The organism is Acidovorax sp. GW821-FHT11A03 (assembly GCF_058809075.1).
Genome location: NZ_JBXASG010000004.1, coordinates 285609 through 311340 on the forward strand (window position 1 = coordinate 285609; position 25732 = coordinate 311340).

The following is a 25732-nucleotide window of genomic DNA, read 5'->3' on the forward strand; positions in this document are numbered from 1 at the left end:
TCCCGGCCACCGAGGTGCCGGGACTGTGTTGCGTGATTCAGAAAATACCGGGCGTGCTGCGCCTTGCCTCAACCTTTTTGCTTGAGCCGCGCCCGTGCGCGCGCTCTGAGCGACAGGTACATGATGATCGCAATCAGCACCGCCGCCGACACGCCCAGCAGGATCAGCAGCAGCGGGTTGCGCGAAAGAAACCACTGCGCGTACAGCAGGGGGCCCAGCTGGCCCACATGGTAGTTTTTCTCGGCGACCAGGCTGTCCACCTGCTTGCCGCGGATCACCGTGGTGCTGCCCTGCACGTGCTTGAGCAATTCGGCGTCCAGCAGGGCATCCATCACCTGCCCCAGCCCCGCGGGCTGGTTGCTGGCCACGAGCACCACGCTGCGGCCGCTGCGCAGGGGCGATTCAAAACCAGCCACCAGCGCATCGGTGCTGTTGCTGGAGAACGCGACCTGGTTGCGCCGCGCGTGCACGCTGGACTCCTGGCCAAAACCCCACCAGCGCTGCAGGCGGTTGGCGAAGTCCGACATCTGGAAGCTCTTCGCATCGCCCTGCAAGGCCGCGGGGATGGCGCTGGCCCACTGCTTGAGCAAAGGCTGGTTGCCGCCGGAGGCAATGACCAGCAGGTCCTTGTCGGCGAGCCTGTCCACCTGCTGGGCCTGCGCCACGGTCACGCCCAGGGCGGGGTACCCCGTCACGCGCCCCATGACGCCCATCAGCCCCAGGTAGGCCGTGTACTCCTGCACCCCCGGCTTGTCCGGCATGACCACGGCGGACTCCGAGAGATCGGCCATGCGGGTGAACGGGAACCCGGCATTGCCGAAGGCGGCCAGGTCGGGCATCGCGATGAAATGCGGGAAGCCGGAGATGTCGATGGTCGAATCGGCCTCCACCGAGCCGCGCACGTTGTCCAGCGGCACGTCCTTGCACGCGCCCTGCTTGACCACGTCGTAGTAGTAGTGCATCTGCAGCTGCGACTGGGCTGGCAGCTTGAACAGCGGGATGTGGAAGCTCTCGCGCTCCGGCGCCATCTCGCCCTTGGGCATCACCGTCGTCAACAGGCGGTCGAGCGCGCCCGGCTCCTCATGGTTCACCGCATGCAGCGGCAGGGACCGCAGGAACTGCTGGTTCACGTTGATATTGAGCGTGGACTTGTCCGCGTTGGGGCGCGGCGTATAGCGGTAGCGCAGGTCCACCGGGATGCCCTTCTGGCGCCACGCGAACAGGTCGGGCGGCAGGAAGAAGTTCACGCGGATCAGGTCGGGCGAATAACCGGACACGTTGAGCGCCTGGGCTTCGACCAGCTCGCCAAACTTCACCGGACGGTCGTTGGCCAGCCAGTTGGGCGCATCGTAGGGCTTGCGGGGCTTGAGTTCCGTGACCTCGGTGATCCGCGCCAGCGGGCCGGACAGGGCCGAGGAGCCGATGGCCAGCGCCTTGGCGGCCACGGCCAGCTCAGCCTCGTCACGCCCCATGACCAGCAGCAGCTTGCCGTTGCGGTCGGCCGGGTGGCTGACCACCGCCACCGTGGGGCCCTGGATTTCGGGCAGCGCCAGACCCGCCGGGGCCTGGCCCCGGCCGGCCACCATCACGACGGCATTGCCGCGCGGTGGCAGTTCGCCAATGAAGGAGGGGAACTTCGCGCCCCGGAAACCCGCCAGCGCGCCGAACCAGGAAGACATGGTTCCCGCAGCCTGCAGCATGCCCGCGTTGGGCGCCGCGTTGAACACGATGGGCAGGTCCAGCGGCCGCACGTCCCGGCGGTCGAAGAACGGCTGGGGCAGCAGCGCCAGATCGTTCGTCTGCGCCACCGGCGCGACGGTGAGCTCCAGCACGCTGTCGTTGCCGATGTTGGCCCACAGGCTGGAGTGCAGCGGGTCCTCGCACTCCATGGTGTAGTGGCCGATGAGCTGCAGGTTCAGGCGGTTGAACTCGGTGATGAGGCGCGGCGGGATGGTGATCTCGCGCTGCAGGTTCTCGCCCGCCTGCTGCGTGGTCACCGGAATCGTCGCGGCCACCTGCTCGTTCACCAGCACCTTGATGTGGGACAGGTTGGTGAGCAGGGCGGGCGAGTACGAATAGTTCAGCTTCAGCCGGGCGCCGGTGACCACCTCGTCGCCGCGCACGCTGAAGGCCACGCCGCTGGTGCCGTCCACGCCCCGCAGTTGCAGGGGAAAAAGGGCGCCCAGGTCCTTGAAGCTGGTGCGGTGCACGCGCACGCCGCCGTCGGACGGCGGTGCCGCGTCCACGCCGGCCGCCACGGGCGCGGGGGCCGCGGAGAGCTGCGAAACCGGCACGGCCGTCCCTGCCAGTACCAAGGCCAGCATGGCAGGCAGCATGCGCTTGCGCGGCAGCCGCGCTGTCGGATGTCTTTTGGAAATCATGGTGTGGAGTCTTTGGAAACAGGGAAAGGCTTGGAACGTGTCGGTGTTCTCAGCGGGGCTTCAGGGACTTGACGGCCGAGACGGTCAGCTGCCCCATGCCGCGCAGCCCGATCACGATCACGCTTCGGAGCGAGCGCAGTGGCTTGTCGCGCTGGCCGGTGCCCCAGCTGGTGATCCACGCATCGGCCCGCGCGAAGGTCAGCGACGCCAGCTCGGCCTGCTGGTGCAGGCTGAGGTTGTCGAACTTCACGCCCAGGCGGCCCTTGCCGCTGAACGTGACGACCGCGGGAAAGACACCTTCTTCGTCCGACCGGAACAGCGACACCGAAAGGCGGCTGCCCATGGGAATGTCGCTGTCCGGGGGCACGGACAGGCCCAGCCCGTGCTGGGAGAAGTCTTCGGTCTTGCACACCAGCGTGCGCCCGTTGTCGAAGCGGATCACGGCGGGCAGGGAGGCGGCCACGCGCGGCGTGCCCCGGATCTGGCGGGTCTCGCTGGCCACCGCGACGCTGGCGCCCAGCAGGATGACGTTGTAGGTGGTCCAGACCATGTTGATGACCAGCGTCGTGGTTTCATCGCCCGCCGACGAGAACAACTTCCAGATTCCCACCGCGAACCCGACGAGATTGATGAGGAGCAGCACCACGTAGGGCCGTGCGATGGTCCAGTCGAAATAGGCCTTCTCGATCACCCCGCCCTTGGCCGTCACGTTGAACTTGCCCAGCTTGGGGTTGATGAACGCCACCAGCACCGGGCGCATGATGTACCAGGCCAGCACCGACTCGTACACCTCGTTCCAGAACGAATGGCGAAAGCGCCCCTGGATGCGGGAGTTGGTCACGCTGGCGTGGGCCAGGTGGGGCAGCGCGTAGGCGGTGATCATCAGCGCGGTGGCCTGGAACACATGCGCGCCGAAGAACAGGTAGGCCAGCGGCGCCGTCAGGAAAACCAGGCGCGGCAGGCCGTAGAAGAAGTGCAGCATCGCGTTCAGGTAGCACAGGCGCTGCCCGAACTTGAGGCCCTTGCCGAACAGCGGATTGTCGGTGCGCGCGATCTGCGCCATGCCGCGTGCCCAGCGGATGCGCTGGCCCACGTGGCCGGACAGGCTCTCGGTGGCCAGGCCCGCGGCCTGGGGCACCTCGAGGTAGGCCGTGTTGTAGCCCAGGCGGCTGAGCTTGAGCGCGGTGTGCGCGTCCTCGGTCACGGTTTCCACCGCGATGCCACCCACTTCCAGCAGCTCCTTGCGGCGGATGATGGCGCAGGAACCGCAGAAGAACGAGGCATTCCACAGGTCATTGCCGTCCTGCACGATGCCGTAGAACAGTTCGCCCTCGTTGGGCATGCGGTGGAACGTGTCCAGGTTGCGCTCGAACGGGTCCGGCGAGAAGAACACGTGCGGCGTCTGCAGCATCACCAGGTTGGTGTCCTTGAAGAACCAGCCCATGCAGATCTGCAGGAACGAGCGCGTGGGAATGTGGTCGCAGTCGAAGATGGCGATGTATTCGGAGTGCGTGACCTTCAGCGCCGCGTTGATGTTGCCGGCCTTGGCATGGTGGTTGTTGTCGCGGATCAGGTAGCCCACGCCCAGCTCTTCGCAGAATTCGCGGAACTCGGGGCGGCGGCCGTCGTCGAGCACGTACACGTGGAGCCGGTCGGCCGGCCAGTCCAGGCTCATGGCCGAGAACACGGTCTGGCGCACCACTTCGAGCGGCTCGTTGTACGAAGGGATGAACACGTCCACGCTGGGCCAGGTGCTGATGTCCTGGGGCATGGGAACCGGGCGACGTTGCAGCGGCCACGCCGTCTGGAAGTAGCCGATGAGCAGCACCGCGAACGCATACAGCTCCGCCAGCACGAGGCCGTACCCGAAAGCCGCATCCAGCAGGTTGGTGAACCCGATGGTGTCCGTGAAGCGCCAGTAGATGTAGCGCGACGACGCCGAGATCGACAGCACGATCATGGCCAGCGTAGACAGGCGGCCGGGCGTCTTGCTCAGCAGCAGGGCGGCACCGAACGAGCCCACGGAAAAGAGGATCTGGCCCTGGAGGTCGAGCGGCACGCTGATGACCAGCCCCATCAGGAGGGCGCTGAACACCACCGCCGCGACACGCACCACGGGGTGCTGCCACAGGTTCCACCCGGTGATGGCATGCACCACGGTGCGCCAGCGGGCCTGGGGGCTGTGGGAGTCGGCGTCGGCGACTTCGTCGGCCCGGGGACGCTGGTCGACGCTCATCGCGCGGCCCCCGCCAGCGGCAGGCGCAGGCGCTGCGCCAGGACGCGCGCGCAGGTGCGCAGGTCATCGGCCGCCTGGCCCTGTGCGTCGTACTCCAGCACGCTCTGGTCGTAGGCCAGCGATTCGCGCACGGCCTGATCCTCGTGGATCACGCCCACCAGCCGCTCGCCCAGGTTGTCCTGCATGACGCGCGTGATGTCCTTGGACAGCTGGCGCGCGCCGTCGGCCTGGTTGAGCACATAGAGCGTCTCGGAAAAGTCGGGGCGCGGCGTGCAGTACGTGTGCACCAGGCGCTGCATCAGGGCGAGCGAGGCATACGATGCCGCGTCGGGCAGGCTGACCACGACGACCACCTGGGCCGCCGCCAGCGCCTGCTGCATGTAGACGGAGGGGCCGGGCGGCGTGTCGATCAGCACGACCGCGTCCTGCGGCAGTTCCAGGCTCTCCAGCTGCTGTGCCAGCCAGTGCGGATGCGCATCCAGATGCCGCTCGAAGGCCACGCGGTCGGCCTCGTTCACCACCCCATAGGGCAGCACATGCACCCCCGAGGGGCTTTCCACGCAGACGGAGGCCCAGCCTTCGCCCGCCAGGCTGGCCCGGGACACGCCCGCGAGGGAGCGGGGATCGGCCCCGAAGTGCAGGCCCAGCGCATTCTGGGGGTCCATGTCCACCACCAGCAAGGTCGCCACGCCCTGGCGCTCCAGCGCGGTGGCCAGGTTCGCGGTCAGTGTCGTCTTGCCCACGCCGCCCTTGGCAGAAACGATGGCAATCACTTTCATGGGTGGCCCTTGCGAGGCTGCCAGGCCGCTGCGGGCCGGGCCGGGGTGTCGCCCGCGCCCGCCAGGCGCGCAAACACCGACGGCAGATCGGCGGGCAGCGAACCGGGTTGCACCGCCGCCGCATCGGAAGGGGAAGGGGCCGCCGCGGTGCGCAGGCCGGCCAGGCCGGCCAGGGGCGAACGGGCGGCCAGCGCGGCCGAGGGTGGCACGCGGTCCGCCGGCATGGATGTGGGCGCCACCACGGGCGGAGGAACCTCGGCCGCAGGCCGCGCGGCGGGTTGCGCCCAGCCCGCGGGGACGGGCCGTGCCGAAGCCGGCGCGAGCGCGAAGGCCGCCTGGGGCGTCGGGGCGCCGGGGGCGCCGGCGCGGCGGTCTACGGAAGGAACGTCATCGGCGACGGCGTCGCGGACGGCCGACACCAGCGGCCAGCGCTCCCTGGAGAGCTTGTGCTCCTGCTGGCGGGCCAGCTCATGGTAGGGGTCCGCCTTGGCGCCGAACTGCTGAAAGAGGTTCACGATGTCGTCTGAATGCTTCATGGGTCACCGTCAATGCCGAAACGTAGAAATCCGAAATCCGCAGGGCTCAGCGTGCCAGCTGGAGGTGCACGCACCCCCAGGCATCCGCGGGCGCGCGCTGCACCACCTTGAGCTGGCCAGCGCCGGCCAGTTCGAACCAGCCCTGATAGACGCCCTCCAGGAAACCACCCGACCATGGTGCGTGGTCGGGCCCGAACGCAGCGGATACGGGCGACAGGCTGTGGTGGATGTCCAGTTGCGCCACGTCCTGCACCAGGCGGACCCAGCCCCAGTCGATGCGGGTCCACACGGCCGACATGGCCTGCTCCAGCTCCTGCAGGGTGGCGCACGCCGGCAGGGGATGCTCCGCCGCGAACCGTGCCCCCACCCGGAACATCAGCGCGCGCAGGTCTTCCGGCGCGAGTGCGGCGGCAAACTCCGACGCCAGGGCCTGAAAGAACCCCCTCCACTGGACCGTGCACTGCTGCTGGGCCAGGTGTTCGGCGATCTCGGGACTGGAGGGCATGGAAACGATGGAGGACATGGCGCGCACGCGAGCAAGCATCGGGCCGGTGATGGCCCTCGGCGGGGTGGACTAAGGGTTTACCACATGCATCGGTTGATACATGTGGTTTCAAACAGCGTTTGCAGGAATTTTAGGAGCCCTGCCCGCCGAAATGGCACTTGCCGCAGCGAACAGAAGGTCAACTTAGTTCAACTGGCGGTATCTACGTAGAGGGTTGTGGGTGCCACACCACATATCTCGCATCAATTGCTATTGAATCGTTAATTCGATAGTCAGTGACAATTGAAAAGCGCGCATTTCCGACCCGCCGCCACCTGGGCTGCGCTGGAAAAATCCCGAGTGTTTCAGTCTGTAGCCGACCCGATGACCCCGCCACCCAGGCACACCTCCCCGTCGTACAGGACCGCGCTCTGGCCGGGCGTGACCGCCCATTGCGCCTGGGAAAACCGCAGCTGGAAATCCGTGCCCGCCGCGCTGACGACCGAGCAGGCGGCGTCCTGCTGCCGATAGCGGGTCTTGGCGCCGTAGTGGCCGGGAACCGGTGGGTGGCCCGACGTCCAGCTGGCATCCTGGGCCTGCAGGGCGTGGGACAGGAGCCAGGGATGGTCATGCCCTTGCACCACGCGCAGCGTGTTTGTGGCGAGATCCTTGCGGGCGACAAACCAGGGCGCGTGATCGCCGCCGCCGCGCTGCACGCCTTTTTCCTTGATGCCGCCAATGCCCAGCCCCTGGCGCTGGCCCAGCGTGTAGAAGCTCAAGCCCACATGCTTGCCGATGGTGCGCCCCCGGTCGTCCTGGATGGGGCCCGGTGCGTGGCTGATGTAGCGGTTCAGGAACTCGCGGAACGGCCGCTCGCCGATGAAGCAGATGCCGGTGGAGTCCTTCTTCCTGGCGTTGGGCAGCCCGATCTCCTCGGCGATGCGGCGCACCTCGGTCTTGTGCAGCTCGCCCACAGGGAACAGGGTCTTGGACAACTGCGCCTGGTTCAGGCGGTGCAGGAAGTAGCTCTGGTCCTTGGACGGGTCGAGCCCCTTGAGCAGCTCGAACAGGCCCGAGGCCGGGTTCCGGCGCACCCGCGCGTAATGTCCCGTGGCGATCTTCTCGGCGCCCAGGCGCATGGCGTGGTCCAGGAAGGCCTTGAACTTGATCTCGGCGTTGCACAGCACGTCGGGGTTGGGCGTGCGGCCGGCCTGGTACTCGCGCAGGAACTCGGCGAACACGCGGTCCTTGTAGTCGGCCGCGAAGTTGACGTGCTCGATCTCGATGCCGATCACGTCGGCCACGGCGGCCGCGTCCACGAAGTCGATGTTGGACGAGCAGAACTCGCTGTCGTCGTCGTCTTCCCAGTTCTTCATGAAGATGCCGACCACCTCATGGCCCTGCTGTTTGAGCAGGTGGGCGGTCACGGCGGAGTCCACGCCGCCGGAGAGGCCGACGACGACGCGCTGCTTGGGGGATGCTGTCATCGCACCGATTGTATTTTTTGTAGCGGCAGGGCACGCGCGGGCGCCAGGAACGCCCTGTCCCCCGGCAGGCCATCCGGCGGCCGGGGACAGGGCTGGGCGGAACTACACGAACTTGCCCGTGATGCCGCCGTCCACCACCAGTTCGGTGCCGGTCACATAGGCCGCCGCATCGCTGGCCAGGAAGGCGCAGGCGTGCGCCACGTCCCAGGCGGTGCCCATGCGGCCCATGGGCACCTGGCGGGCGCGCGCGGCGCGGGCCTCGTCGAGGCTGGCGTCCGAGAACATCTTCGCCACCGTGGTCGCGATCCGCGGCGTGTCGATGAGCCCCGGCACCACGGTGTTGGCGCGCACGCCCTGGCCCGCGTACTGCTGCGCCACCAGACGCGTGAAGTGGGTGACCGCCGCCTTGGTGACGCCATACGCCAGGTGCGGGTAGCCCAGGTAGCGCATGCCCGCGATGGACGAGATCGTGATGATCGAGCCCCGGCCCCGCTCCACCATGCCGGGCAGCACCTCCTGGCAGGCCAGCAGCAGGCTGTTCACGTTCACGCCGTGGATGCGGTCGAAGTCCTCGGCGCTGGTCTCCAGCGGGCCGCCGGTCTTGCCGATGCCCACGTTGTGGTGCAGCACGTCGATGGCGCCGCCGAAGCGTTCGCGCGCCTCGGCGAACAGGCGCTTCACCTCCGCCGCCTCGGCCACATCGCCCACGAAGGTGGCGGCGGTGCCGCCTTCGGCATGGATCAACGCCGTGGTCTCTTCAGCGGAGGCCGCATCGCGGTCGGCCACGCAGACGCTGGCGCCCAGGCGGGCGTAGGTCACGCAGGCAGCGCGGCCAATGCTCCAGCCCGGTCCGGCAGACCCGCCCCCGGCCACGAAGACCACACGGCCCGACAGGTCCAGCGGCAGGGCGGGGGGATGCGGTACGGCGCTCACGCCGGGCCGCCCTGGCCCGCGCCGCCGACGAAGGGGATCGCATGCTCCACCGTGTCCCAGATGAAGCGGCCCGACGGGCTGTCTTGCTCCTCCACGATGTGCGCCACCAGGCCGGCCGCGCGCGAGATCACGGCAAAGCCGCGCATCACCGCCGTGGGCACGCCGATCTCGCCCAGCAGCGCCGCCACCGCGCCCGTGGCGTTGATGGTGATGGCGCGGCCTGCGACCTCATCGACGGCGCTGGACAGCATCTCCAGCGCGCGGATCTTGTCGCCTTTCAGCTCGGCCTCGGCGCGGCCCATCTCCAGCAGCTTGTAGGCGCGCGGGTCCACGGGCTTGTGCAGGTGGTGGCCAAAGCCGGGCACGGGGGATTTCAGGCCCTTGTAGTGGCGTGCAATGGCCAGCGCTTCGGCTTCGGGGTCCTCAGCCGCCGCGATGCGGTCGAGCAGACTGGAGCAGTTCTCCATGGTGCCCACGAAGGAGCTGCCCACGGCCAGCAGGCCCGCACTCACGGCACCCTGCAGGTTCTCGGGCGCGCTCATGTAGATCAGCCGCGTGGCGATCGCACTGGGCGTGAGGCCGTGCTCCATGAGCACGATGAGCACCACGTCGGTGATGCGCAGGTCCACGCCGCGCGGCGCGCGGCCCAGGATCTGCATGAGCATCACCTCGGTGAAGGTCTTCTTCCCCATCAAGTCCTCGACCAGGTTCGCATCTCGGTAATGCAGGCTGGTGAGGGTGTGGGTGCACAGGCTGGTGACGGGGGTCTTGGAGGCGTTGGTGGTCATATGGATGGTTCCTTCAGGCCGTAGCGGCCAGTGCCGCATCGCGCACGGCGGACTTGAGCACCTTGCCCACGGGCGACCGCGGCAGGCTCTCGTGGAAATGGACGTGCTTGGGCGTCTGCACCGGCCCCAGGCGTTCGCGCACGAAGGCGATCAGCTCGGCCTCGCTGGCCTGCGCGCCGGGGCGCAATTGCACGGCGGCCTGCACGGTCTCGCCCCACTTGTCGTCGGGCAGCCCGAACACGGCGCATTCGTGCACCGCGGGGTGCTGGCCCAGCGCGTTCTCCACATCCACGGGGTAGACGTTGAAGCCGCCCGTGATCACCATGTCCTTGAGCCGGTCCTTGAGGTAGAGATAACCGCGTTCGTCGATGAGCCCGCGGTCGCCCGTGTGCAGCCAGCCGTCGACCAGGGTCTCGGCGGTCTTCTCGGGCAGGCGCCAGTAGCCGGTCATCAGCAGGTCGCCGCGCGCCACCACCTCGCCCACCTCGCCCGTGGGCAGCAGGCGGCCGTCGGGCGCCATGATGGCCACGTCGCTGAACCAGGTGGTGCGGCCCACGGCCGCCCAGTTGGCCGGGTCCTCGAAGTCCCCGGGCTGCATCACGGTGAGGATCTGCGGCGCCTCGGTCTGGCCGTAGGTGGTGCCCAGCACGGGGCCGAAGAAGTCGCGCACCTGGCGGATCTTCTCGGGCGGCATGGGCGCACCGCCGTAGATGAGCCGGCGCAGGCGCGGAAAGTCCGCGCGCGATACGCCGGGCAGCGCCATCAGCATGTAGACCAGCGTGGGCGGCATGAAGCACACCGTGCCGCCGCGCTCGCGGAAGGCCGTGCGCACCGCCTCGGCGCCCGCGCCGGCCAGCACCACGTGGCAGCCGCCCTGCGCCAGGATGGGCAGCAGGTAGGTGGAGGTACCGTGCGTGATGGGCGCGGCGACGATGTAGCGCTCGTGCTCGTCGAAGCCCCAGGCGTGGATCTGGTTGGTGATGTTGGCCATCCACGCGCGGTAGGGCTGCATCACGCCCTTGGGCGCGCCCGTAGTGCCGCCCGTGAACTTGATGGCCTGGGTGGCGTCGTCCGGCAAGTCGATCACCGGGCGCTGCGCGCCCGCATGCACGGCGGCCAGGTCGGCAAGCCCTGCGGTCGGCACGCGGGCACCGGGTGCCCCTTCGACCAGATCGGCACAGGCCGTGTCGAGCACCAGGATGGAGGGCTCGGTCGCGTCGATGATGCGGCGGATTTCGGGCCGGGTGCTCTTGGGGTTGAGCGGCACCCAGACCTTGCCGCAGGCCAGCACCGCCAGCAGCGCGGCGATGTGGTCGGCGCTGTTGCCCGCGCAGATGCCCACGCGGCTTTGGGGTGTGGGGTCGATGGCGGTGAAGCCCGCCGCCAGCGCTGCCACGCGGGCGGCCAGCGCGTCGTAGCGGATGGCGCCCTCGGGCGCGTCGATGGCGATGCGGTCGGGCCAGCGCTGGGCGGCGCGCCAGAAGAAGTCGATGGGGAACATAGGGGCGGCAGGGGAGGTTGCGGGAGGTTGCGTATTACTCGGCCGATGCGCCCGATTCCTTGACGACCTCGCGCCAGCGCTTGATCTCGGCGGCGGCAAAGCTGCGCATCTTGTCGGGCGTGCCCCCATCGGGCGTGGCGGCCAGCTCCTGCAGGCGGTTGCGCACCTCGGGCTGGGCCAGCACCTTGTTCAGGGCCGCATTGACCTGCTCGACCACGGCGCGCGGCGTGCCCGCCGGTGCGGCCAGGCCAAACCACGACTGCACGTCGAAGCCCGCATAGCCCGACTCGGCCAGCGTGGGCACATCCGGCAGCAAGGGCGAGCGCTGGGCGCTGGTGATGGCAATGGCGCGCAGCTTGCCCGCCTGCACATGCGGCAGCGCCGAGGGCGTGTTGTCGAACATCGAATCCACCTGGCCGCCCAGCAAGTCGGTGACGGCGGGCGCGCTGCCCCGGTAAGGCACGTGCAGCATCTTGAGCCTGGACTGCATCTTGAACATCTCGCCCGAGAGATGGATGGACGAGCCGCTGCCCGAAGACGCGAAGGTGATGCCATCCTTGGACTCCTTGGCGTAGCGCACGTAGTCGGCCAGGTTCTTGATGGGCAGCCTGGGGTTGACCACCAGGATGTTCGGAATCCTGGCGATCATGCCGATGGGCTCGAAGTCCTTGACCGGGTCGTAGCCGAGCTTGGGGTACAGCGTGGCGTTGATGGTGTTGGCGATGGTGTAGACGTACAGCGTGTAGCCGTCGGCCGGCGAGCGCGCCACGGCCTCGGCGCCCACGTTGCTGTTGGCGCCCGCGCGGTTGTCCACCAACACGGGCTGGCCCAGCTGGTCGCCGAGCTTGACGGCCACCAGGCGCGCGATCACGTCGGTGGCGCCGCCGGCTGCATAGCCCACGACGAGCTTCACGGGCTTGGCGGGCCAGCCCGTGGCGCTGGCGGTCTGGGCCTGCAGGGGCAGGGCGGCGGTGCAGGCGATGGCGGCGGCCAGGGCCAGCAGGCGCCGGCGCGGAGCCGTGTAGGGCGTGGCAGAGGGGGTGGTGTGCGAGGTCATGTCTTGTCTCCTGGTGTGTCTGAAAATCCGTCTGGGCGCCCCGGCGGCGTGGCTCTGCGGCACACTGCGCGCTGGTTGCATCGACGGACAAATTCTTTCCCATGCCCTCCCGACCTGCGAATCGAAACGTCCGCCTGCCGGACGTTCCATCCCCGCCCGAAGCCCCCGACGACCCCGGCAGCCGCACGCTGCGCCGGGGCCTGCAGGTGCTGGACGCCGTGCTGGCCCAGGGTCGCGACGGCGCGCGCGTGGTCGACCTGTGCCGCGCGGCGGGGCTGGAGCGCGCCACCGTCTACCGCCTGCTGGCCACGCTGCTGGAGAGCGGCTATGTGGCGCAGCGCGGGCGCTTTCGCTACGTGGCGGGCCCGCGCCTTGCGGCCATGGCCGAGCCCGCGGGCCAGCCCAACATGGCCATGCGCCTGGCGCCCGTGCTGGAGCGCGTGAGCCGCGCCTGCGGCGATGCGGCCTTCGCCATCGTGCGCGAGGGGCCCACTTCGCACTGCATCGCCCGCCACGTGGGCACGCACCCGGTGCAGATCCTCGTGATCCAGGTGGGCACGCGCCAGCCGCTGGGCGTGGGCGCGGCGGGCCTGGCGCTGCTGGCCGCATTGCCCGATGCCGAGATGCAGGCCGCCATCGCCGCCAACGCGCAGGCGCTGCCGCGCTACGGCGGCATGACGCCCGAGCGCCTGGCCATCCTGGTGCGCGCCACGCGCGAGCGCGGCTGGTCGGTGGTGGGCAACCACGCCACCCAGGGCGTGCTGGCCGCCGGCATGGCCGTGCGCAACGCGGCCGGCGAGCCCGTGGCCGCGATCAGCGTGGCATCCACCGTGGACCGCATGCCGCGCGAGCGCCAGCAGCTCATCGCGCGCTGGATGCGCGAGGCGCTGGCGGCGCTGCTGCCGGGCGGGGTGTGAGCGGCCGGGCGCCAGATACTATCAAAACAGTAGCTGTCAGCGCTTATGGATAAAGCGCTACAGGCCTATTTCGACCAAAACCCCGGTCGCGGCGGAATGTGCGAACATCCGCCCCATCACGCGCCGTGATGGCCGCGGCCCCGAGGACCCCGATGGAACTGAGACAACTGCGCTACTTCGTGCGCGTGGTGGAGCGCGGCTCCATGAGCCGCGCCGCGCTGGACCTGGACGTGGTGCAGTCCGCGCTGAGCCAGCAGATCACCCGGCTGGAGGGCGAGCTGGCCACGCGCCTGCTGCACCGCACGCCGCGCGGCGTGGCGCCCACCGAGGCGGGGCTGGCCTTCTTCCGCGAGGCGCAGCTCACCCTGCGCCATGCCGACCAGGCCGTGCGCGCCGCGCAGCAGGCGCGGCTGTCGGGCACCGTCACCGTGGGCCTGGCGCCCACCACGTCGAGCGTGCTGGGCCTGCCGCTGATGCAGGCCATGCGCGCGCGCTACCCCGACGTGCGGCTGCACATGGTCGAGAGCATGTCGGGCCACCTCACGGCCATGCTCAACGCGCGCGAGCTGGACCTGGCCGTGCTGTTCGACACCCGCCTGCACCAGGCGCGCCAGGCCAGCGGCGCGCGCCGCTGGGAGATGGCGCCTTTGCTCGAGGAAGACCTGTTCCTCATCTGCGCGCGCAGCGGCCCCGGCAACCCCGGCGGCCGGCAGCTGCCCGAGACCCTGACGGTGGCCGAACTGGTCCATGAACCCCTGATCCTGCCCACCGGCCCGCACGGCCTGCGCAGCACGCTGGACACCGCCTTCGCGCGCGACCGCGTGGCGCCGCACGTGGTGCTGGAGGTGGACTCGCTCGCCATGGTGATGGCCGCCGTGGACGCGGGCCTGGGCTCCACCGTGCAGCCCTGGGCCGCCATGGGCCGCTACCCGGATGCCGCCCTGCGCTTCCAGTGCGCGCGCCTGACCGACGCGCCCGCACGCCGCGTCAACCTGCTGTGCAGCCTGCCGGACGAAGAGCTCTCGCCCGCCGCGCTGGCCACGCGCGTGGTGGTGGCCGACTGCGTGCGCCAACTCGTGGCCACCGGCCAGTGGTTCGGAACGACATGGATCGGTGGCGAGGGCGCGCCCGCTTGAACCTGCCACGCGCTGCCATCTCGATCCGTGATACCCCCATGACCTGAGCCTGCTGCACGGAGGGCCCACGTCTCCCTACAGTCGCCATCACCACGATGAACGACACGGCGACCTCGCCAGGAGACACCCCATGGGCCCCAAAACCCCTTCTTCATTCCCCCACGCACAGCGCATGGCCTGGAGCCACCGGCCATGAGCGGCGACGCTGTGGTTGATGTGCTCGTCATCGGCGGCGGCAATGCCGCCCTGTGCGCCGCCCTGATGGCGCGCGAGGCCGGCGCCAGCGTGCTGTTGCTCGAAGCCGCGCCGCGCGCCTGGCGCGGCGGCAACTCGGCCCACACCCGCAACCTGCGCTGCATGCACGACGCGCCGCAGGACGTGCTGGTCGGCGCCTACCCCGAAGAAGAGTTCTGGCAAGACCTGCTCAAGGTGACGGGCGGCCTCACCAACGAACACCTGGCGCGCCTGGTGATCCGCGAGTCGAGCACCTGCCGGCCCTGGATGCGCCGCCACGGCGTGCACTTTCAGCCCGCGTTGGCCGGCACGCTGCACGTGGCACGCACCAACGCGTTCTTCATGGGCGGGGGCAAGGCGCTGGTCAATGCCTACTACCGCAGCGCCGAGGCGCTGGGCGTGCGGGTGCGCTACGAAGCGCCGGTGGAGCGACTGGACATCGACAACGGCCGCTTCGTCGCGGCGCACCTGGCCGGCGGCGAGCGCATCACGGCCAAGAGCTGCGTGCTCGCGGCGGGCGGGTTCGAGTCCAACCGCGAATGGCTGCGCGAGGCCTGGGGCCAGAACGAACGCGGCGAGTGGCCGTCGGACAACTTCCTCATCCGCGGCACGGCCTACAACCGGGGCGTGCTGCTGCGCCACCTGCTCGACGACCACGGCGCCGACCGCATCGGCGACCCCACGCAGGCGCACATGGTGGCCATCGACGCGCGCGCGCCGCTGTACGACGGCGGCATCTGCACGCGCATCGACTGCGTGTCGCTGGGCGTGGTGGTCAACCGCGATGGCGAGCGTTTCTACGACGAGGGCGAGGACTTCTGGCCCAAGCGCTACGCGATCTGGGGCCGCCTGGTGGCGCAGCAGCCGGGGCAGATCGGCTACTCGGTCATCGACAGCCAGGCCATCGGCCGCTTCATGCCGCCCGTGTTCCCGGGCGTGAAGGCCGACACCCTGCCCGAGCTGGCGCAACAACTCGGCCTGCCCGTGGACCGCTTCATGCGCACGCTGGACAGCTACAACGCCGCCTGCCGCGTGGGCACCTTCGACCACACCACGCTGGACGACTGCCACACCGAGGGCATCGCGCCCGCCAAGACCCACTGGGCGCGGCCCATCGCCACCGGCCCGTTCTACGGCTACGCGCTCAGGCCCGGCGTGACCTTCACCTACCTGGGCCTGCGCACCGACGACACCGCCGCCGTGCGCTTCGGCGACGCGCCCAGCCCCAACCTGTTCGTGGCCGGCGAAATGATGGCCGGCAACGTGCTGGGCAAGGGCTACACGGCCGGGGTGGGCATGAGCATCGGCACGGCCTTCGGGCGCATCGCGGGAACACAGGCTGCCTTGGCATCCAAACAGGCTCCAGCGCTTATCCACAAAGCGCCAGCAGCTATGAAAACAGGAGTTAGTGATGCAAACGCTTGAAGCCCTGACGCGCGACGCCCGGGCGCTGGCGAACGGCAACATCGTGCTGTCGGCCCCCGAAACCGAAGTGGCGCGCCAGCTGCAGATCTGCAACGCCTGCCGCTACTGCGAGGGCTTTTGCGCCGTCTTCCCCGCCATGACGCGGCGGCTGGAGTTTGGCAAGGCCGACATCCACTTCATTGCCAACCTGTGCCACAACTGCGGTGCCTGCCTGCACGCCTGCCAATACGCGCCGCCGCATGAATTTGCGGTGAACGTACCGCAGGCCATGGCCCAGGTGCGGGGGCAGACCTACACCGACTACGCCTGGCCCCCGGCGCTCGGTGCGCTCTACCAGCGCAACGGGCTGACCCTGGCACTGGCCCTGGTGGCAGGCCTCACGCTGTTCATGGTCCTGGCCGTAGCGCTGCATGGCCAGGGCCTGGGTGCGCTGTGGCAGTCGCCCGTGGGTGGCTTCTACGGCATCTTTCCGCACAACCTGCTGGTGGGCCTGTTCGCACCGGTGTTCCTGTTCGCCACGCTGGCGCTGGGCCTGGGCGTGCGCCGCTTCTGGCGCGACGTGACGCCCGCCACCAGCGGCGCGCCGCTGAGCGCGCCCGCCACGGTCGAGGCCGCCGACGCGGTGCTGCGCCTGAAATACCTGGACGGCGGCCATGGCGACGGCTGCCACAACGAGGACGATGCCTACACCCTGTCGCGCCGGCGGTTTCACCACCTCACGTTCTACGGCTTCATGCTGTGCTTTGCCGCCACCAGCGTCGCCACGCTGTACCACTACCTGCTGGGCGCGCCCGCACCGTACGACCTGCCCAGCCTGCCCAAGCTGCTGGGCGGCGTGGGCGGCATCAGCCTTGCCATCGGCACGGCGGGCCTGTGGCGCTTGAACCTGCGCCGTCACCCACAGCATGGCGACGCCGCGCAAAAGCCCATGGACCGCGCCTTCATCGCGCTGCTGTTCCTCACCGCCACCAGCGGCCTGCTGCTCTGGGCCGCGCGCGGCACGCCCGCCCTGCCGCTGCTGCTGTGCCTGCACCTGGGCGCGGTGATGGCGCTGTTCGCCACCCTGCCCTACGGCAAGTTCGCGCACGGCATTTTCCGCACCGCATCGCTGCTGCGCCATGCGGTGGAAAAGCGCCAGCCCAACCCCATCGGGCTGGGCGCTGATTGATTCACTGACACCACACAACCCACGATGAAGGAGACCCCATGACCCCCAAACGAACCCTGCTGCAATGCGCCCTGGCGCTGGCAATCCTGCCCCTGGCCTTCGGCGCCGCCGCGCAAGACTTTCCGCCCAAGAAGCCCGTCACCCTGGTCGTGGGCTTTGCCGCGGGCGGCGCGGCCGATGCGGCCGCCCGCCTGATCGCCAAGAAACTCTCCGAGAACATCGGCCAGTCGGTGGTGGTGGACAACAAGGGCGGGGCGGGCGGCAACATCGCACACCAGTTCGTGGCCAATGCGGCGCCGGACGGCACGGTGCTGCTGCTGGGCTCGGTGGGGCCGCTCACCATCGCGCCGCACCTGATGAAGCTCACCTATGACCCGTTCAAGGACCTGGCGGCGGTGTCGGGGGGTGTGAACTTTCCGAACGTGCTGGTGGTGCACAAGGCTGCGGGCGCGAAGACGCTCGCAGAATTCGTGCAGCTGTCCAGGAAGAAGCCCGGCAGCGTGGACTTCGCCTCCACGGGCGCGGGCTCGGCATCCCACCTGGCGGGCGAATTGTTCAACCAGCGCGCGGGCATCGACATGACCCATGTGCCCTACAAGGGCGGGGCACCCGCCTTGCAGGATTTGCTGGGCGAACGCGTCACCTCGTACTTTGCCGCGCCCCCCACCGCGCTGCCGCATGTCGAAACGGGCAAGCTGATCCCGCTGGCCACCACGGGCCTCACGCGGCCGGCCTATCTGCCCAATATCCCCACCGTGGCGGAATCGGGCTTTCCCGGCTTCGAGGCGCTCAACTGGTACGCCTTCGTGGCGCCGGGCAAAACGCCGGTGCCGCTGCTGGAACGCTGGAACCAGGAGATCGTGAAGGTGCTGAACGACGCGGGCGTGAAAGAGGCGCTCAACAAGCATGGCCTCACGCCCCAGCCCACCACGCGCGCCGAACTCACGGCCTTCATGAAGAAGGAATCGACCCAGTGGGCCACCATCATCAAGGAGCGCAAGCTCACGGCGGAGTAGAGGGGGGAAGAATCACTCCCTTGAGGCACTACACGGCGTCCCGTGAGCACGCCGGTGCCTCAGGGCCGCGCCGTGTCCGGCATCTGCAGCACGCTGGGGTCGGTATGGATCAAGTCCAGCGGAAAGCGCTGCCCGGCCAGGTAGTCCTGGATGCACTGCAGCACCAGTGGCGTGCGGTGGCGGTCGGCGCAGGACCTGATCTCGTCCAGCGTCATCCAGACCGAACGCACGATGCCCGCGTCCAGCGGGCGCCACGCATGGTGCGTGCCCAGGGTGCCGGCGAACGCAAAGCGCATGTAGGTGATGTCGTCGCCCGTGCGCGTCTTGGTGAACCGGTTCATGTACACCCCCACGAGCGCCGTGGGCACGAAATCATGGGCCGTCTCTTCCAGCACCTCGCGCGCGCAGGCCTGGATGGGCGATTCGCCCGGGTCCAGGTGGCCGGCGGGGTTGTTGAGCTTGAGACCGTCGGTCGTCTCTTCCTCGACCAGCAAAAAACGGCCATCGCGCTCGATGAGGGCGGCCACGGTGACGTTGGGTTTCCAGCGGTGGGGCATGGCGCGCATTATGACCACGGGCCATGACGCGCGCTGCCGCGGCCGGCATCGCCCTTCGCAGCGCCGTCCCGCGCTCAGCGCTGCGGGGCCGGTGCGGGCCGCAGCACCAGCCACAGCGCCAGCGCGATCAGCACGCCGCCGGCGGCGTGCGCCAGCGTGGCCACCTCGCCCAGCACCAGCCAGCCCCAGGCCACGCCGAACAGCGGGATCAAGAAGGTCACGGTGAGCGCCTTGACGGGCCCCACGTCGGCGATGAGCCGGAAATACAGCACGTAGGCGGCCGAGGTGCACAGCAGGCCCAGCGCCAGCATCGCGCCCCAGACGGCGGGGCCGGCCGCGAGCCAGGTGGCCACCGGCTGGTGCGCCGCCTCCCACAGGGCGAACGGCGCCAGCGCGAGCACGGCCCCCCACTGGCTGCCCAGCGCCACCAGGCGGCTGTCGAGCCCGCCGCGCTGGGTGATCCAGCGCCGCGTGAGAAAGCCCGCCAGGCCGTAGCAGGCCGTGGCCACCAGGCAGGCGGCGATGCCGCCCAGCACCGGCGCGCTGAGCGCCACCGGCCCCGCCTGCGCGAGCACCGCCACGCCCGCCATGCCCAGCAGCACGCCGCCCACGCGGGCGGGCGTGAGGCGCTCGCCGAATGCCAGCGCACCGATCACCACGCCCATGAGCGGCGTGGTGGCATTGAGGATCGCGCTGTAGCCCGCTGGCAGCACGCGCGCGGCCAGCGCGAACATCAGGAACGGTATGCCCGAATTGATGGCGCCCAGCACCAGCGCTGCGCCCAGCTTGCCCCCGAACGCGGGCCGCAGCCGCACCACCGCCAGCAGCGCGAGCAGCCCCGCCGCGCCCAGCGCCACGCGGCCGAACGCGGTGGGCACCGCCCCCCACACCGGCGCGGCGATGCGCATGAAGAGAAAGCTGCCGCCCCACAGGGCGGCCAGGGCGAAAAGACGGAGCAGGCTGGGGAGGTTCATGCCCGGCATCTTCGGGGCATGGTGCCGTGGCGGCAAACCATTTATCCTGCACACCCGTTTAGCCACGCTATACAAGCACCATGCGCCTGCCGCCCCTGATCGCCGTCCGCTTCTTCGAGGCCACGGCCCGCCACGCCAGCGTGCGGCGCGCGGCCGAGGAGCTGCATGTCACGCCCGGCGCCGTCTCGCAGCAGGTGCGCAAGCTCGAGGAGTTCCTCGGCTGCGCGCTGTTCGAGCGCCAGCCGCGCGGCCTGGCGCTCACGGCGGCCGGGCGCGACTACCAGGTGGCCTGTGCCGAGGGCCTGGCCCTGATCGGGCATGCCACCTCGCGCATCGCGTCGACGAACCGGCGGCACGTGGTGCTGGTGAGCTGCACACCGGGTTTCGCCGTGCAGTGGCTGGTGCCGCGCCTGCATGGCTTCCTGCAGCAGCATCCGGACATGGACGTGCACGTGGGCACGACCAACCGCGCGGTGGACCTCGCGGCCGAAGGCGTGCACTTTGCCGTGCGCCATGGGCAGGGTGCATACACCGGCCTGCGCTCCGAGGTGCTGGTGGCCGACGACCTGGTGCCCGTGTGCAGCCCGCGCCTGCTCGCGCCGCGCCGGTCGGCGCGCGTGGCCGACATCACCAGCGCCCGGCTGCTGCACGACGAGCACCGTGGCGACTGGCGCCTGTGGTGCGAGGCGCACGGCGTGGCGGGCGTGGATTGCGACGGCGGCGTGGTGTTCGCGCATTCCAACGCGGCCATCGAAGCCGCCGTGGCGGGGCGGGGGTTTGCGCTGGCAAGGCGTGCGCTCGTGCAGCAGGAGCTGGCCGCGCGCGAGCTGGTCTGCGTGCACTGCAAGCCCCTTCCGGCGCCGCTGGCCTACCACCTGGTGTACCGGCCCGAAGCCCTGATCGACCCCGCGCTGCGCCGCTTTCGCGACTGGGTCATGGCGCAGGGGAGCGCCGGTCAGGGAGCGAGTGCACGTACCATGTAGACCGCGCCGTCTCCATAGCTCGCCAGCCGTTCGCGCTGCGCCGCATCGGCCAGGGGTTGCACGGCATAGCCTTGCCGCTCCCAGTACGCCTGCGAGCCCTGCACCGACACCAGCGCCGTGTGCCGCAGGCCCTGGCCCCGCGCCCCTTCCCACATCGGCTGCAGCAGCGCACGGGCCAGGCCCTGGCCCGCGCAGCCGGGCAGCACGGCCATGTCGTGCAGGTAGAGCGTATCGGGCTGCGGCACGGCCTCGAAGCCGCCATGCAGTGGCGTCACCTTGCCCATCACCGACCGGTAGGCCGCCAGATAGGCGCACACCACGCCCGCGCGCTCCAGCACCAGCGAGCAGTTGGCCGGGCTGGCCAGGCGGGCCGCGAAGACCTCGCCGCTCTCCACGAAGCCCGCGCCATAGCAGGCCAGCTGCACCGCGAGCAGGCCGGGCAGGTCGGCGACGGCCAGGGGGCGCACCCTCGTCATCGGATCATCGGAAGGGGCCACCACGCCAGGGGCCCGGACGTGTTCCATTCAATGCGGCAACACCGGCGGCTGCACGAAGTCGTCGAGCGACAGGCCCTTTTCCCTGAGCAGGGCTTCCAGCACCGGCTGCAGCCGGCCCAGGCTTTCCTGCACGGCCTCGCGCACAGTGTCCACCACCACCTGGGTGCTGCGCTCGATCTCGATGTTGAGCGGGTCGCCCACCTTCTTGTGTTCAAACACCGTCGCACGGCGCGTTTCGGGAATCATCCAGATCTCGAACCAGCCCTCCTGCCGGTTCACCTCGGCCACCGTGAGGCTCGCGCCGTGGATGGCGATGTAGCCCTTGGCAAAGATGTAGCGGCGAAACGCCTCGGGCACGGCCACGCGCCACACCAGGTTGTTGTCGAACTCGCGGCGCTCGATGAGCGTGCCGGTGAAGTCCACATGGCCCGACAGCGGGTGGCCGCCGATCTCGGCGCCGTCCTTGGCCGCGCGTTCCACGTTCACGCGGTCGCCCTGCTGGTAGCCGCCCAGCGTGGTGATGTTCAGGCTCTGCAGCATCACGTCGAAGCTGGCCTGCGTGGGCGAGAGGATTTCCGTCACCGTGAGGCACACGCCGTCGGTGGACACGCTGGCGCCGATGGCGAGGTCCTGGCAGAAGCCTTCCGGGAAGTCGAGCGTGAAGGTGCGCAGGCCTGCGCGATCGTGGATGGCGGCAATGCCTGCCGTGGCTTGGACGATGCCTGTGAACATGGCGCGGTTTCCGGGTAGGTGGCAGAGGGGAGGGCCTTCAATTTTGCCACCCGGCCCCGCGCGCCGGGGCGGCGCGGTCCCGCCGCGCCTACGGGCTGTGCGCCAGCGGGGGCGCACGCCGCGCGTGGCCCACCAGGCAGCCGACAAAGTCCATGAGCGTGGCCGAGACACGCTCGCGGTGCCAGACCACGGTGATGGGCCCGAAGCGGATGCTGGAGTCGATGGCGATCTTCCTGAACAGCCCCAGCGACGCCATGTAGTCGGCCATGGATTCCGAACACACGCCCACATAGTCGCCCTTGTGCAACAGCGCCTGCATCATGGCCAGCGACGCCGTCTCGGCCTTCGGCACCAGCCATGAGGCCTCCTGCGCGATCAGGTAGGCATCCATCTGGATGCGCGTCAGCGTGCCGCTGGGCGGCATGACCCAGTTTTCGTGCAGCACGTCCGCGAAGCCCAGCCCCGCGCTGCGCGACCAGTACTTGCTGCCGTGCCCGATGACGACGGCCACCTGGTCGTCAAACAGGACCTGGTGGTCCAGCCCCGGCCGGTGGGCCCGCGCATCGAGCACGCCGATCACGGCATCGAGCGCGCCCGTCTCCAGCCCCTTGAGCAGATGGTCGAACGGCCCGTCGTGGATCGACACGGCCACATCGGCATGGTCCTGCTGAAAGGCGCTCACGGCCTCGGGCAGGCCGCCGGCGATACCCGCCCAGACACTGCCCACGTTCAGGCGCGGCACGCGTCCCTCGGCCATGGCGTGCATCTCCCGGCCCGTGCGGGCAATGTCGCCCAGCACGTTGATGGCCAGCCGCTTGAGCAGGTGCCCGGCGGGCGTGAGCTGCACCTTGCGCCCACGCACCACGAGCGCCGAGCCCACCACGCCCTCCATCTCGGCCAGCCAGTGCGACATGGCCGACTGCGTCATGTGCAGCCGCGCCGCCGCCAGCGTGAGCGTGCCCGCCTCGTCCAGCACCAGGAACGACTCCAGGTGCCGGACCTTGATGCGCCGCGCCCAGGACGTGCCTTCCGAACGATCAATCATGAACAAATCCTCATGGCCCCATTCTGCCTTTTCACTAGGCAATCAGCAGTATTCGTCATGACAATGTGCTCATCTTTTCTGTAACTTCCCCGTCGAGGTCACCGTGTTCAACACAATCAACAACGTCTCCAGGCTACTGATAGGCGTCGCTGCCGCAGCCGTCACGGCCACCGCCGCGCATGCGCAAGGCGCCTACCCAAACCGTCCCGTGCGCCTGGTGGTCTCGCAGGCGGCGGGCGGCAGCTCCGACACGATCGCGCGCCTGTGGGCAGAACATGCCGGCAAGGCCCTGGGCGGCACCATCGTGGTGGAAAACAAGCCCGGCGCAGGGGGGCTCATTGCCGCACAGAACGCGCTGAGCGCCCCCACCGACGGCTACACCCTGCTGTACGGCAGCGTGTCGCTCATGGTGCTCAACCAGTTCACCTACAAACCCCTGCCCTACAACCCCGAGAAGGATTTCACGGGCGTGGCCATGCTGACCACCGTGCCGATCGTGCTGTCGGCCAATCCCGCCACGGGCATCAAGACGCTGAAAGACCTGACGGAGAAGGCCAAGGCGGCCCCCGGCAAGCTCAATTTCGCGTCCGCCGGACTGGGCAATTCCACCCACCTCGCCGTGGAACTGGTGAATGAAGCGCTGGGCATTTCGATGACCCACATCCCCTACAAGGGCGAAGCCGACGGCGTCATGGCCACCATGGGCGGGCAGACCGAACTGATGGGCGTGGTGTATGGCACAGCGTTGCCGCACATCAAGGCCAAGAAACTCAATGCGCTGGCCGTGCTGTCCCCCCAGCGCGCACCCGAGCTGCCCGATGTGCCCACCCTGGGCGAGCTGGGCGTGAAGGGTTTTGACTCCCTGGGATGGAGCGCCGTGGTGGCGCGCGCCGGCACGCCGGCCGACATCGTGGACAAGCTCAACAAGGCCACGGAAAGCTTCCACAAGAGCCCCGAAGTGCAGGCCAAGCTCAAGACCATGGGCGTGATCGCCGTGTCCGGGCCTGCGTCGCTGGTCATGGAAACCACGGTGCGCGACGCCAAGGCCTGGGGCCCCACGCTCGAAAAGCTGAACCTCAGCGCCAAGTAAGCCCGCGCCCCGCAAGCCCCTCTCTCTCAATCCACCCCGTGCCGTGTCACTGATGCCGCACGGGGTTCGCCCTTGAATGCTATGAAAAAAGAAGCCATGGTGGTCTGCCCGCAGCCCGAGGCCGCCGAATCCGGTATCGACATCCTGCGCGCCGGCGGCAATGCCGTGGATGCGGCGGTCGCCTGCGCCCTGGCCCAGACGGTGGTCGATCCGCTGATGTGCGGCATTGCGGGCTTTGGCACGGCCGCCGTGTACCTGCCCGGCGCCCAAGTGCATGAGTATTTCGACTTCCACTCGCCCGCGCCGCTGGCGGCCCGGGAGAACATGTGGGAGCACCTGCTCGAAGGCGAGACCAAGGACGGCTTCGGCTTCATCTTGACAGGCCGCGTCAACGACATCGGCCCCCAGTCGATTGGCACACCCGCCACGCTCAAGGGCCTGGAAGCCATGCACCAGGCGCACGGCCGCCTGCCGTGGAAGCAGGTGGTGGAGCCCGCGATCCGCTGGGCCTCGGACGGTTTCTTTGTGCGCCCCGGCATGCACGCCTTCTGGATCGACGAGCCCGCCATGGGCCGCGTCGGCAACCTGGAGCGCCTGCAGTACTGCGAGGACAGCCGACAGCTCTACTGCCGCCCCGATGGCCGCCCCAAGCCCATCGGCACGCCGCTGCGGAACGTTGGCATGGCCAGCGTGCTGCGCCAGATCGCCGAAGAAGGCTCGCAGCCGTTCTACCGGGGCGATCTGGCCCAGAAGATGATCGCGCACCTGCAGTCGCTGGGCGCGCTGATCACGCTCGAGGACCTGGCCCGGTACGAGGTCACGCGCAACCCGCCGCTGGTGGGCAGCTACCGCGACCGCACCGTCACCACCAACCAGCCCCCCGGCGGCGGCGCCATGCTGCTGGAGATGCTCAACATCCTGGAGCACTTCGAGCTGCGCGGCATGGAGCACAACAGCCCCGAATACCTCCGGCTGGTGTGCGAGGCGATGAAGAAGGCGACGGCCGACAAGGACCGCTGCATCGGCGATCCGAAATTCTTCGACGTGCCGCTCGACAAGCTCCTGTCCAAGGACATGGCCCGCGAGGCGGCCGAACAGATCCGCGCGGGCCAGCGCTTCAGCGTGGAGCGCGTGAACCCCGGCGCGCCCGTGCCACGCGACACCACGCACCTGAGCGTGGTCGATGCGGACGGCAACGCCGTGTCGATGACGCACTCGCTGGCCATGCCCTCGGGCATCATCACGCCGGGCATGGGCTTCCTGTACAACGGCTGCATGGGCGTGTTCGACCCGCGCCCGGGCCGTGCGGGCAGCATCCAGCCGGGCAAGAGCCGCTTCACGTCGTCCTGCCCCACCATGACGTTCAAGGACGGCAGGCTGGACATCGTGCTGGGCGCACCGGGTGGAACGCAGATCGCCATGGGCGTGCTGCAGGTGCTGCTCAACGTGATCGACCACGGCATGGAGATGCAGGCCGCCGTGTCGGCGCCGCGGTTTTCGTCCACCAGCAACGCCATCGACGTGTGCAACCGTATCCCGCGCCACACCACGCGCGCGCTCGAAGCCCAGGGCTACGCGGTCGGCCGCAACCCCTACAACTACACCATTGGCTGGGTGCACGGCGTGCAGGTGCAGCCCGACGGCCTGCACGGCGGCGCCGACCCCGGGCGCGATGGCGTGGCGTACAAGCTGCGCATGGACGCGGCGCACTGAGCGCCAGCGGGCGGGCAGGCGGGCCCGCGGCGAAGCCGCGTCACTCGCTCCTCTTTGGATAGC

23 protein-coding genes are annotated in these 25732 nt (G+C 69.4%); 8 read left to right on the forward strand and 15 right to left on the reverse strand.

The genetic code is table 11. The annotated features are described in order from the left end of the window. Positions 1–68: 68 nt before the first annotated feature. From bcsB to AC1RVY_RS11770, 10 genes are all read right to left on the reverse strand, one after another. Positions 69–2381 carry a cellulose biosynthesis cyclic di-GMP-binding regulatory protein BcsB gene (bcsB, locus tag AC1RVY_RS11725; RefSeq protein WP_492806669.1) on the reverse strand — a complete coding sequence of 771 codons (2313 nt, stop codon included), beginning with the start codon at positions 2379–2381 and terminating at the stop codon, positions 69–71. A gap of 49 nt (positions 2382–2430) precedes the next feature. Then, positions 2431–4617: a UDP-forming cellulose synthase catalytic subunit gene (bcsA, locus tag AC1RVY_RS11730; RefSeq protein ID WP_218297089.1), complete on the reverse strand. Its 2187-nt coding sequence runs from the start codon at positions 4615–4617 to the stop codon at positions 2431–2433. Beyond that, on the reverse strand, positions 4614–5396 hold the full coding sequence (gene bcsQ, locus AC1RVY_RS11735) for a cellulose biosynthesis protein BcsQ (RefSeq protein WP_492806670.1): 783 nt from the start codon (positions 5394–5396) through the stop codon (positions 4614–4616). The genes bcsA and bcsQ overlap by 4 nt, the downstream gene beginning before the upstream one ends. After that, complete coding sequence (bcsP, locus tag AC1RVY_RS11740; protein ID WP_492806671.1) at positions 5393–5932, reverse strand: cellulose biosynthesis protein BcsP; 540 nt, start codon at positions 5930–5932, stop codon at positions 5393–5395. The genes bcsQ and bcsP overlap by 4 nt, the downstream gene beginning before the upstream one ends. A 46-nt stretch (positions 5933–5978) precedes the next feature. Next, on the reverse strand, positions 5979–6455 hold the full coding sequence (bcsD, locus tag AC1RVY_RS11745) for a cellulose biosynthesis protein BcsD (protein WP_255590973.1): 477 nt from the start codon (positions 6453–6455) through the stop codon (positions 5979–5981). Between the two features lie 326 nt (positions 6456–6781). Then, positions 6782–7903, reverse strand: coding sequence for a tRNA 2-thiouridine(34) synthase MnmA (gene mnmA, locus AC1RVY_RS11750; protein ID WP_218339404.1), 1122 nt, complete (start codon positions 7901–7903; stop codon positions 6782–6784). Positions 7904–8005: 102 nt separating this feature from the next. Next, positions 8006–8836, reverse strand: a complete 831-nt coding sequence (locus AC1RVY_RS11755; protein WP_218297085.1) for an SDR family NAD(P)-dependent oxidoreductase — start codon at positions 8834–8836, stop codon at positions 8006–8008. Next, positions 8833–9624, reverse strand: a complete 792-nt coding sequence (locus AC1RVY_RS11760) for a citryl-CoA lyase (RefSeq protein ID WP_218297084.1) — start codon at positions 9622–9624, stop codon at positions 8833–8835. Before AC1RVY_RS11760 ends, AC1RVY_RS11755 begins: the two co-directional genes overlap by 4 nt. A gap of 13 nt (positions 9625–9637) precedes the next feature. Next, on the reverse strand, positions 9638–11125 hold the full coding sequence (locus AC1RVY_RS11765; RefSeq protein ID WP_492806672.1) for a class I adenylate-forming enzyme family protein: 1488 nt from the start codon (positions 11123–11125) through the stop codon (positions 9638–9640). Between the two features lie 34 nt (positions 11126–11159). Then, the gene (locus AC1RVY_RS11770) at positions 11160–12182 is read right to left on the reverse strand and encodes a tripartite tricarboxylate transporter substrate binding protein (RefSeq protein ID WP_492806673.1); all 1023 of its coding nucleotides are present in this window, start codon (positions 12180–12182) and stop codon (positions 11160–11162) included. 101 nt (positions 12183–12283) lie between these two features. Between AC1RVY_RS11770 and AC1RVY_RS11775 the strand changes: the two genes are divergently transcribed. The 5 genes from AC1RVY_RS11775 to AC1RVY_RS11795 all read left to right on the forward strand — a co-directional run bounded on the left by AC1RVY_RS11775 (position 12284) and on the right by AC1RVY_RS11795 (position 18078). Next, positions 12284–13099, forward strand: coding sequence for an IclR family transcriptional regulator (locus AC1RVY_RS11775; protein ID WP_369640873.1), 816 nt, complete (start codon positions 12284–12286; stop codon positions 13097–13099). A gap of 152 nt (positions 13100–13251) precedes the next feature. Further along, positions 13252–14235, forward strand: a complete 984-nt coding sequence (locus AC1RVY_RS11780; protein ID WP_218297080.1) for a LysR family transcriptional regulator — start codon at positions 13252–13254, stop codon at positions 14233–14235. A gap of 192 nt (positions 14236–14427) precedes the next feature. Further along, positions 14428–15894 carry an FAD-dependent tricarballylate dehydrogenase TcuA gene (gene tcuA, locus AC1RVY_RS11785; RefSeq protein WP_492806674.1) on the forward strand — a complete coding sequence of 489 codons (1467 nt, stop codon included), beginning with the start codon at positions 14428–14430 and terminating at the stop codon, positions 15892–15894. Beyond that, a complete protein-coding gene (gene tcuB, locus AC1RVY_RS11790) occupies positions 15881–17062 on the forward strand; it encodes a tricarballylate utilization 4Fe-4S protein TcuB (RefSeq protein WP_369640875.1) in 1182 nt (393 codons plus the stop codon). The genes tcuA and tcuB overlap by 14 nt, the downstream gene beginning before the upstream one ends. A 38-nt stretch (positions 17063–17100) precedes the next feature. Then, entirely contained in the window at positions 17101–18078 is a 978-nt protein-coding gene (locus tag AC1RVY_RS11795; RefSeq protein WP_218339397.1) for a Bug family tripartite tricarboxylate transporter substrate binding protein, read from the forward strand. 59 nt (positions 18079–18137) lie between these two features. On the opposite strand, the gene AC1RVY_RS11800 is transcribed toward AC1RVY_RS11795, so the two are convergent. Together AC1RVY_RS11800 and AC1RVY_RS11805 are read right to left on the reverse strand one after the other, a co-directional pair. Next, positions 18138–18635, reverse strand: a complete 498-nt coding sequence (locus AC1RVY_RS11800) for an NUDIX hydrolase (RefSeq protein ID WP_218339396.1) — start codon at positions 18633–18635, stop codon at positions 18138–18140. A gap of 74 nt (positions 18636–18709) precedes the next feature. Then, positions 18710–19609: a DMT family transporter gene (locus AC1RVY_RS11805; protein ID WP_492806675.1), complete on the reverse strand. Its 900-nt coding sequence runs from the start codon at positions 19607–19609 to the stop codon at positions 18710–18712. 80 nt (positions 19610–19689) lie between these two features. Between AC1RVY_RS11805 and gcvA the strand changes: the two genes are divergently transcribed. After that, positions 19690–20592 (forward strand): transcriptional regulator GcvA, encoded by a 903-nt coding sequence (gene gcvA, locus AC1RVY_RS11810; protein WP_492806676.1) that lies wholly within the window; start codon positions 19690–19692, stop codon positions 20590–20592. Here gcvA and AC1RVY_RS11815 read toward each other — a convergent pair. From AC1RVY_RS11815 to AC1RVY_RS11825, 3 genes are all read right to left on the reverse strand, one after another. Continuing rightward, positions 20565–21068 (reverse strand): GNAT family N-acetyltransferase, encoded by a 504-nt coding sequence (locus AC1RVY_RS11815; protein ID WP_218339394.1) that lies wholly within the window; start codon positions 21066–21068, stop codon positions 20565–20567. The two genes, gcvA and AC1RVY_RS11815, sit on opposite strands and share 28 nt — an antisense overlap. 48 nt (positions 21069–21116) lie before the next feature. After that, positions 21117–21821 (reverse strand): riboflavin synthase subunit alpha, encoded by a 705-nt coding sequence (locus AC1RVY_RS11820; RefSeq protein ID WP_218297073.1) that lies wholly within the window; start codon positions 21819–21821, stop codon positions 21117–21119. A gap of 88 nt (positions 21822–21909) precedes the next feature. Beyond that, complete coding sequence (locus tag AC1RVY_RS11825; RefSeq protein ID WP_218297072.1) at positions 21910–22866, reverse strand: LysR family transcriptional regulator; 957 nt, start codon at positions 22864–22866, stop codon at positions 21910–21912. A gap of 103 nt (positions 22867–22969) precedes the next feature. On the opposite strand from AC1RVY_RS11825, the gene AC1RVY_RS11830 reads away from it, so the two are divergent. Together AC1RVY_RS11830 and ggt are read left to right on the forward strand one after the other, a co-directional pair. After that, positions 22970–23956: a Bug family tripartite tricarboxylate transporter substrate binding protein gene (locus AC1RVY_RS11830; RefSeq protein WP_492806677.1), complete on the forward strand. Its 987-nt coding sequence runs from the start codon at positions 22970–22972 to the stop codon at positions 23954–23956. 81 nt (positions 23957–24037) lie between these two features. Beyond that, positions 24038–25669, forward strand: a complete 1632-nt coding sequence (gene ggt, locus AC1RVY_RS11835) for a gamma-glutamyltransferase (protein ID WP_492806678.1) — start codon at positions 24038–24040, stop codon at positions 25667–25669. Positions 25670–25732: the final 63 nt, after the last annotated feature.

Excerpts from the sequence above, each read along its gene's own strand:
- bcsB (WP_492806669.1), bottom strand. The coding sequence starts at position 2,381 with ATGATTTCCAAAAGACATCCGACAGCGCGGCTGCCGCGCAAGCGCATG.
- bcsA (WP_218297089.1), bottom strand. The coding sequence starts at position 4,617 with ATGAGCGTCGACCAGCGTCCCCGGGCCGACGAAGTCGCCGACGCCGAC.
- bcsQ (WP_492806670.1), bottom strand. The coding sequence starts at position 5,396 with ATGAAAGTGATTGCCATCGTTTCTGCCAAGGGCGGCGTGGGCAAGACG.
- bcsP (WP_492806671.1), bottom strand. The coding sequence starts at position 5,932 with ATGAAGCATTCAGACGACATCGTGAACCTCTTTCAGCAGTTCGGCGCC.
- bcsD (WP_255590973.1), bottom strand. The coding sequence starts at position 6,455 with ATGTCCTCCATCGTTTCCATGCCCTCCAGTCCCGAGATCGCCGAACAC.
- mnmA (WP_218339404.1), bottom strand. The coding sequence starts at position 7,903 with ATGACAGCATCCCCCAAGCAGCGCGTCGTCGTCGGCCTCTCCGGCGGC.
- AC1RVY_RS11760 (WP_218297084.1), bottom strand. The coding sequence starts at position 9,624 with ATGACCACCAACGCCTCCAAGACCCCCGTCACCAGCCTGTGCACCCAC.
- AC1RVY_RS11765 (WP_492806672.1), bottom strand. The coding sequence starts at position 11,125 with ATGTTCCCCATCGACTTCTTCTGGCGCGCCGCCCAGCGCTGGCCCGAC.
- AC1RVY_RS11770 (WP_492806673.1), bottom strand. The coding sequence starts at position 12,182 with ATGACCTCGCACACCACCCCCTCTGCCACGCCCTACACGGCTCCGCGC.
- AC1RVY_RS11775 (WP_369640873.1), top strand. The coding sequence starts at position 12,284 with ATGCCCTCCCGACCTGCGAATCGAAACGTCCGCCTGCCGGACGTTCCA.
- AC1RVY_RS11780 (WP_218297080.1), top strand. The coding sequence starts at position 13,252 with ATGGAACTGAGACAACTGCGCTACTTCGTGCGCGTGGTGGAGCGCGGC.
- tcuA (WP_492806674.1), top strand. The coding sequence starts at position 14,428 with ATGAGCGGCGACGCTGTGGTTGATGTGCTCGTCATCGGCGGCGGCAAT.
- tcuB (WP_369640875.1), top strand. The coding sequence starts at position 15,881 with ATGCAAACGCTTGAAGCCCTGACGCGCGACGCCCGGGCGCTGGCGAAC.
- AC1RVY_RS11795 (WP_218339397.1), top strand. The coding sequence starts at position 17,101 with ATGACCCCCAAACGAACCCTGCTGCAATGCGCCCTGGCGCTGGCAATC.
- AC1RVY_RS11800 (WP_218339396.1), bottom strand. The coding sequence starts at position 18,635 with ATGCCCCACCGCTGGAAACCCAACGTCACCGTGGCCGCCCTCATCGAG.
- AC1RVY_RS11805 (WP_492806675.1), bottom strand. The coding sequence starts at position 19,609 with ATGAACCTCCCCAGCCTGCTCCGTCTTTTCGCCCTGGCCGCCCTGTGG.
- gcvA (WP_492806676.1), top strand. The coding sequence starts at position 19,690 with ATGCGCCTGCCGCCCCTGATCGCCGTCCGCTTCTTCGAGGCCACGGCC.
- AC1RVY_RS11815 (WP_218339394.1), bottom strand. The coding sequence starts at position 21,068 with ATGACGAGGGTGCGCCCCCTGGCCGTCGCCGACCTGCCCGGCCTGCTC.
- AC1RVY_RS11820 (WP_218297073.1), bottom strand. The coding sequence starts at position 21,821 with ATGTTCACAGGCATCGTCCAAGCCACGGCAGGCATTGCCGCCATCCAC.
- AC1RVY_RS11825 (WP_218297072.1), bottom strand. The coding sequence starts at position 22,866 with ATGATTGATCGTTCGGAAGGCACGTCCTGGGCGCGGCGCATCAAGGTC.
- ggt (WP_492806678.1), top strand. The coding sequence starts at position 24,038 with ATGAAAAAAGAAGCCATGGTGGTCTGCCCGCAGCCCGAGGCCGCCGAA.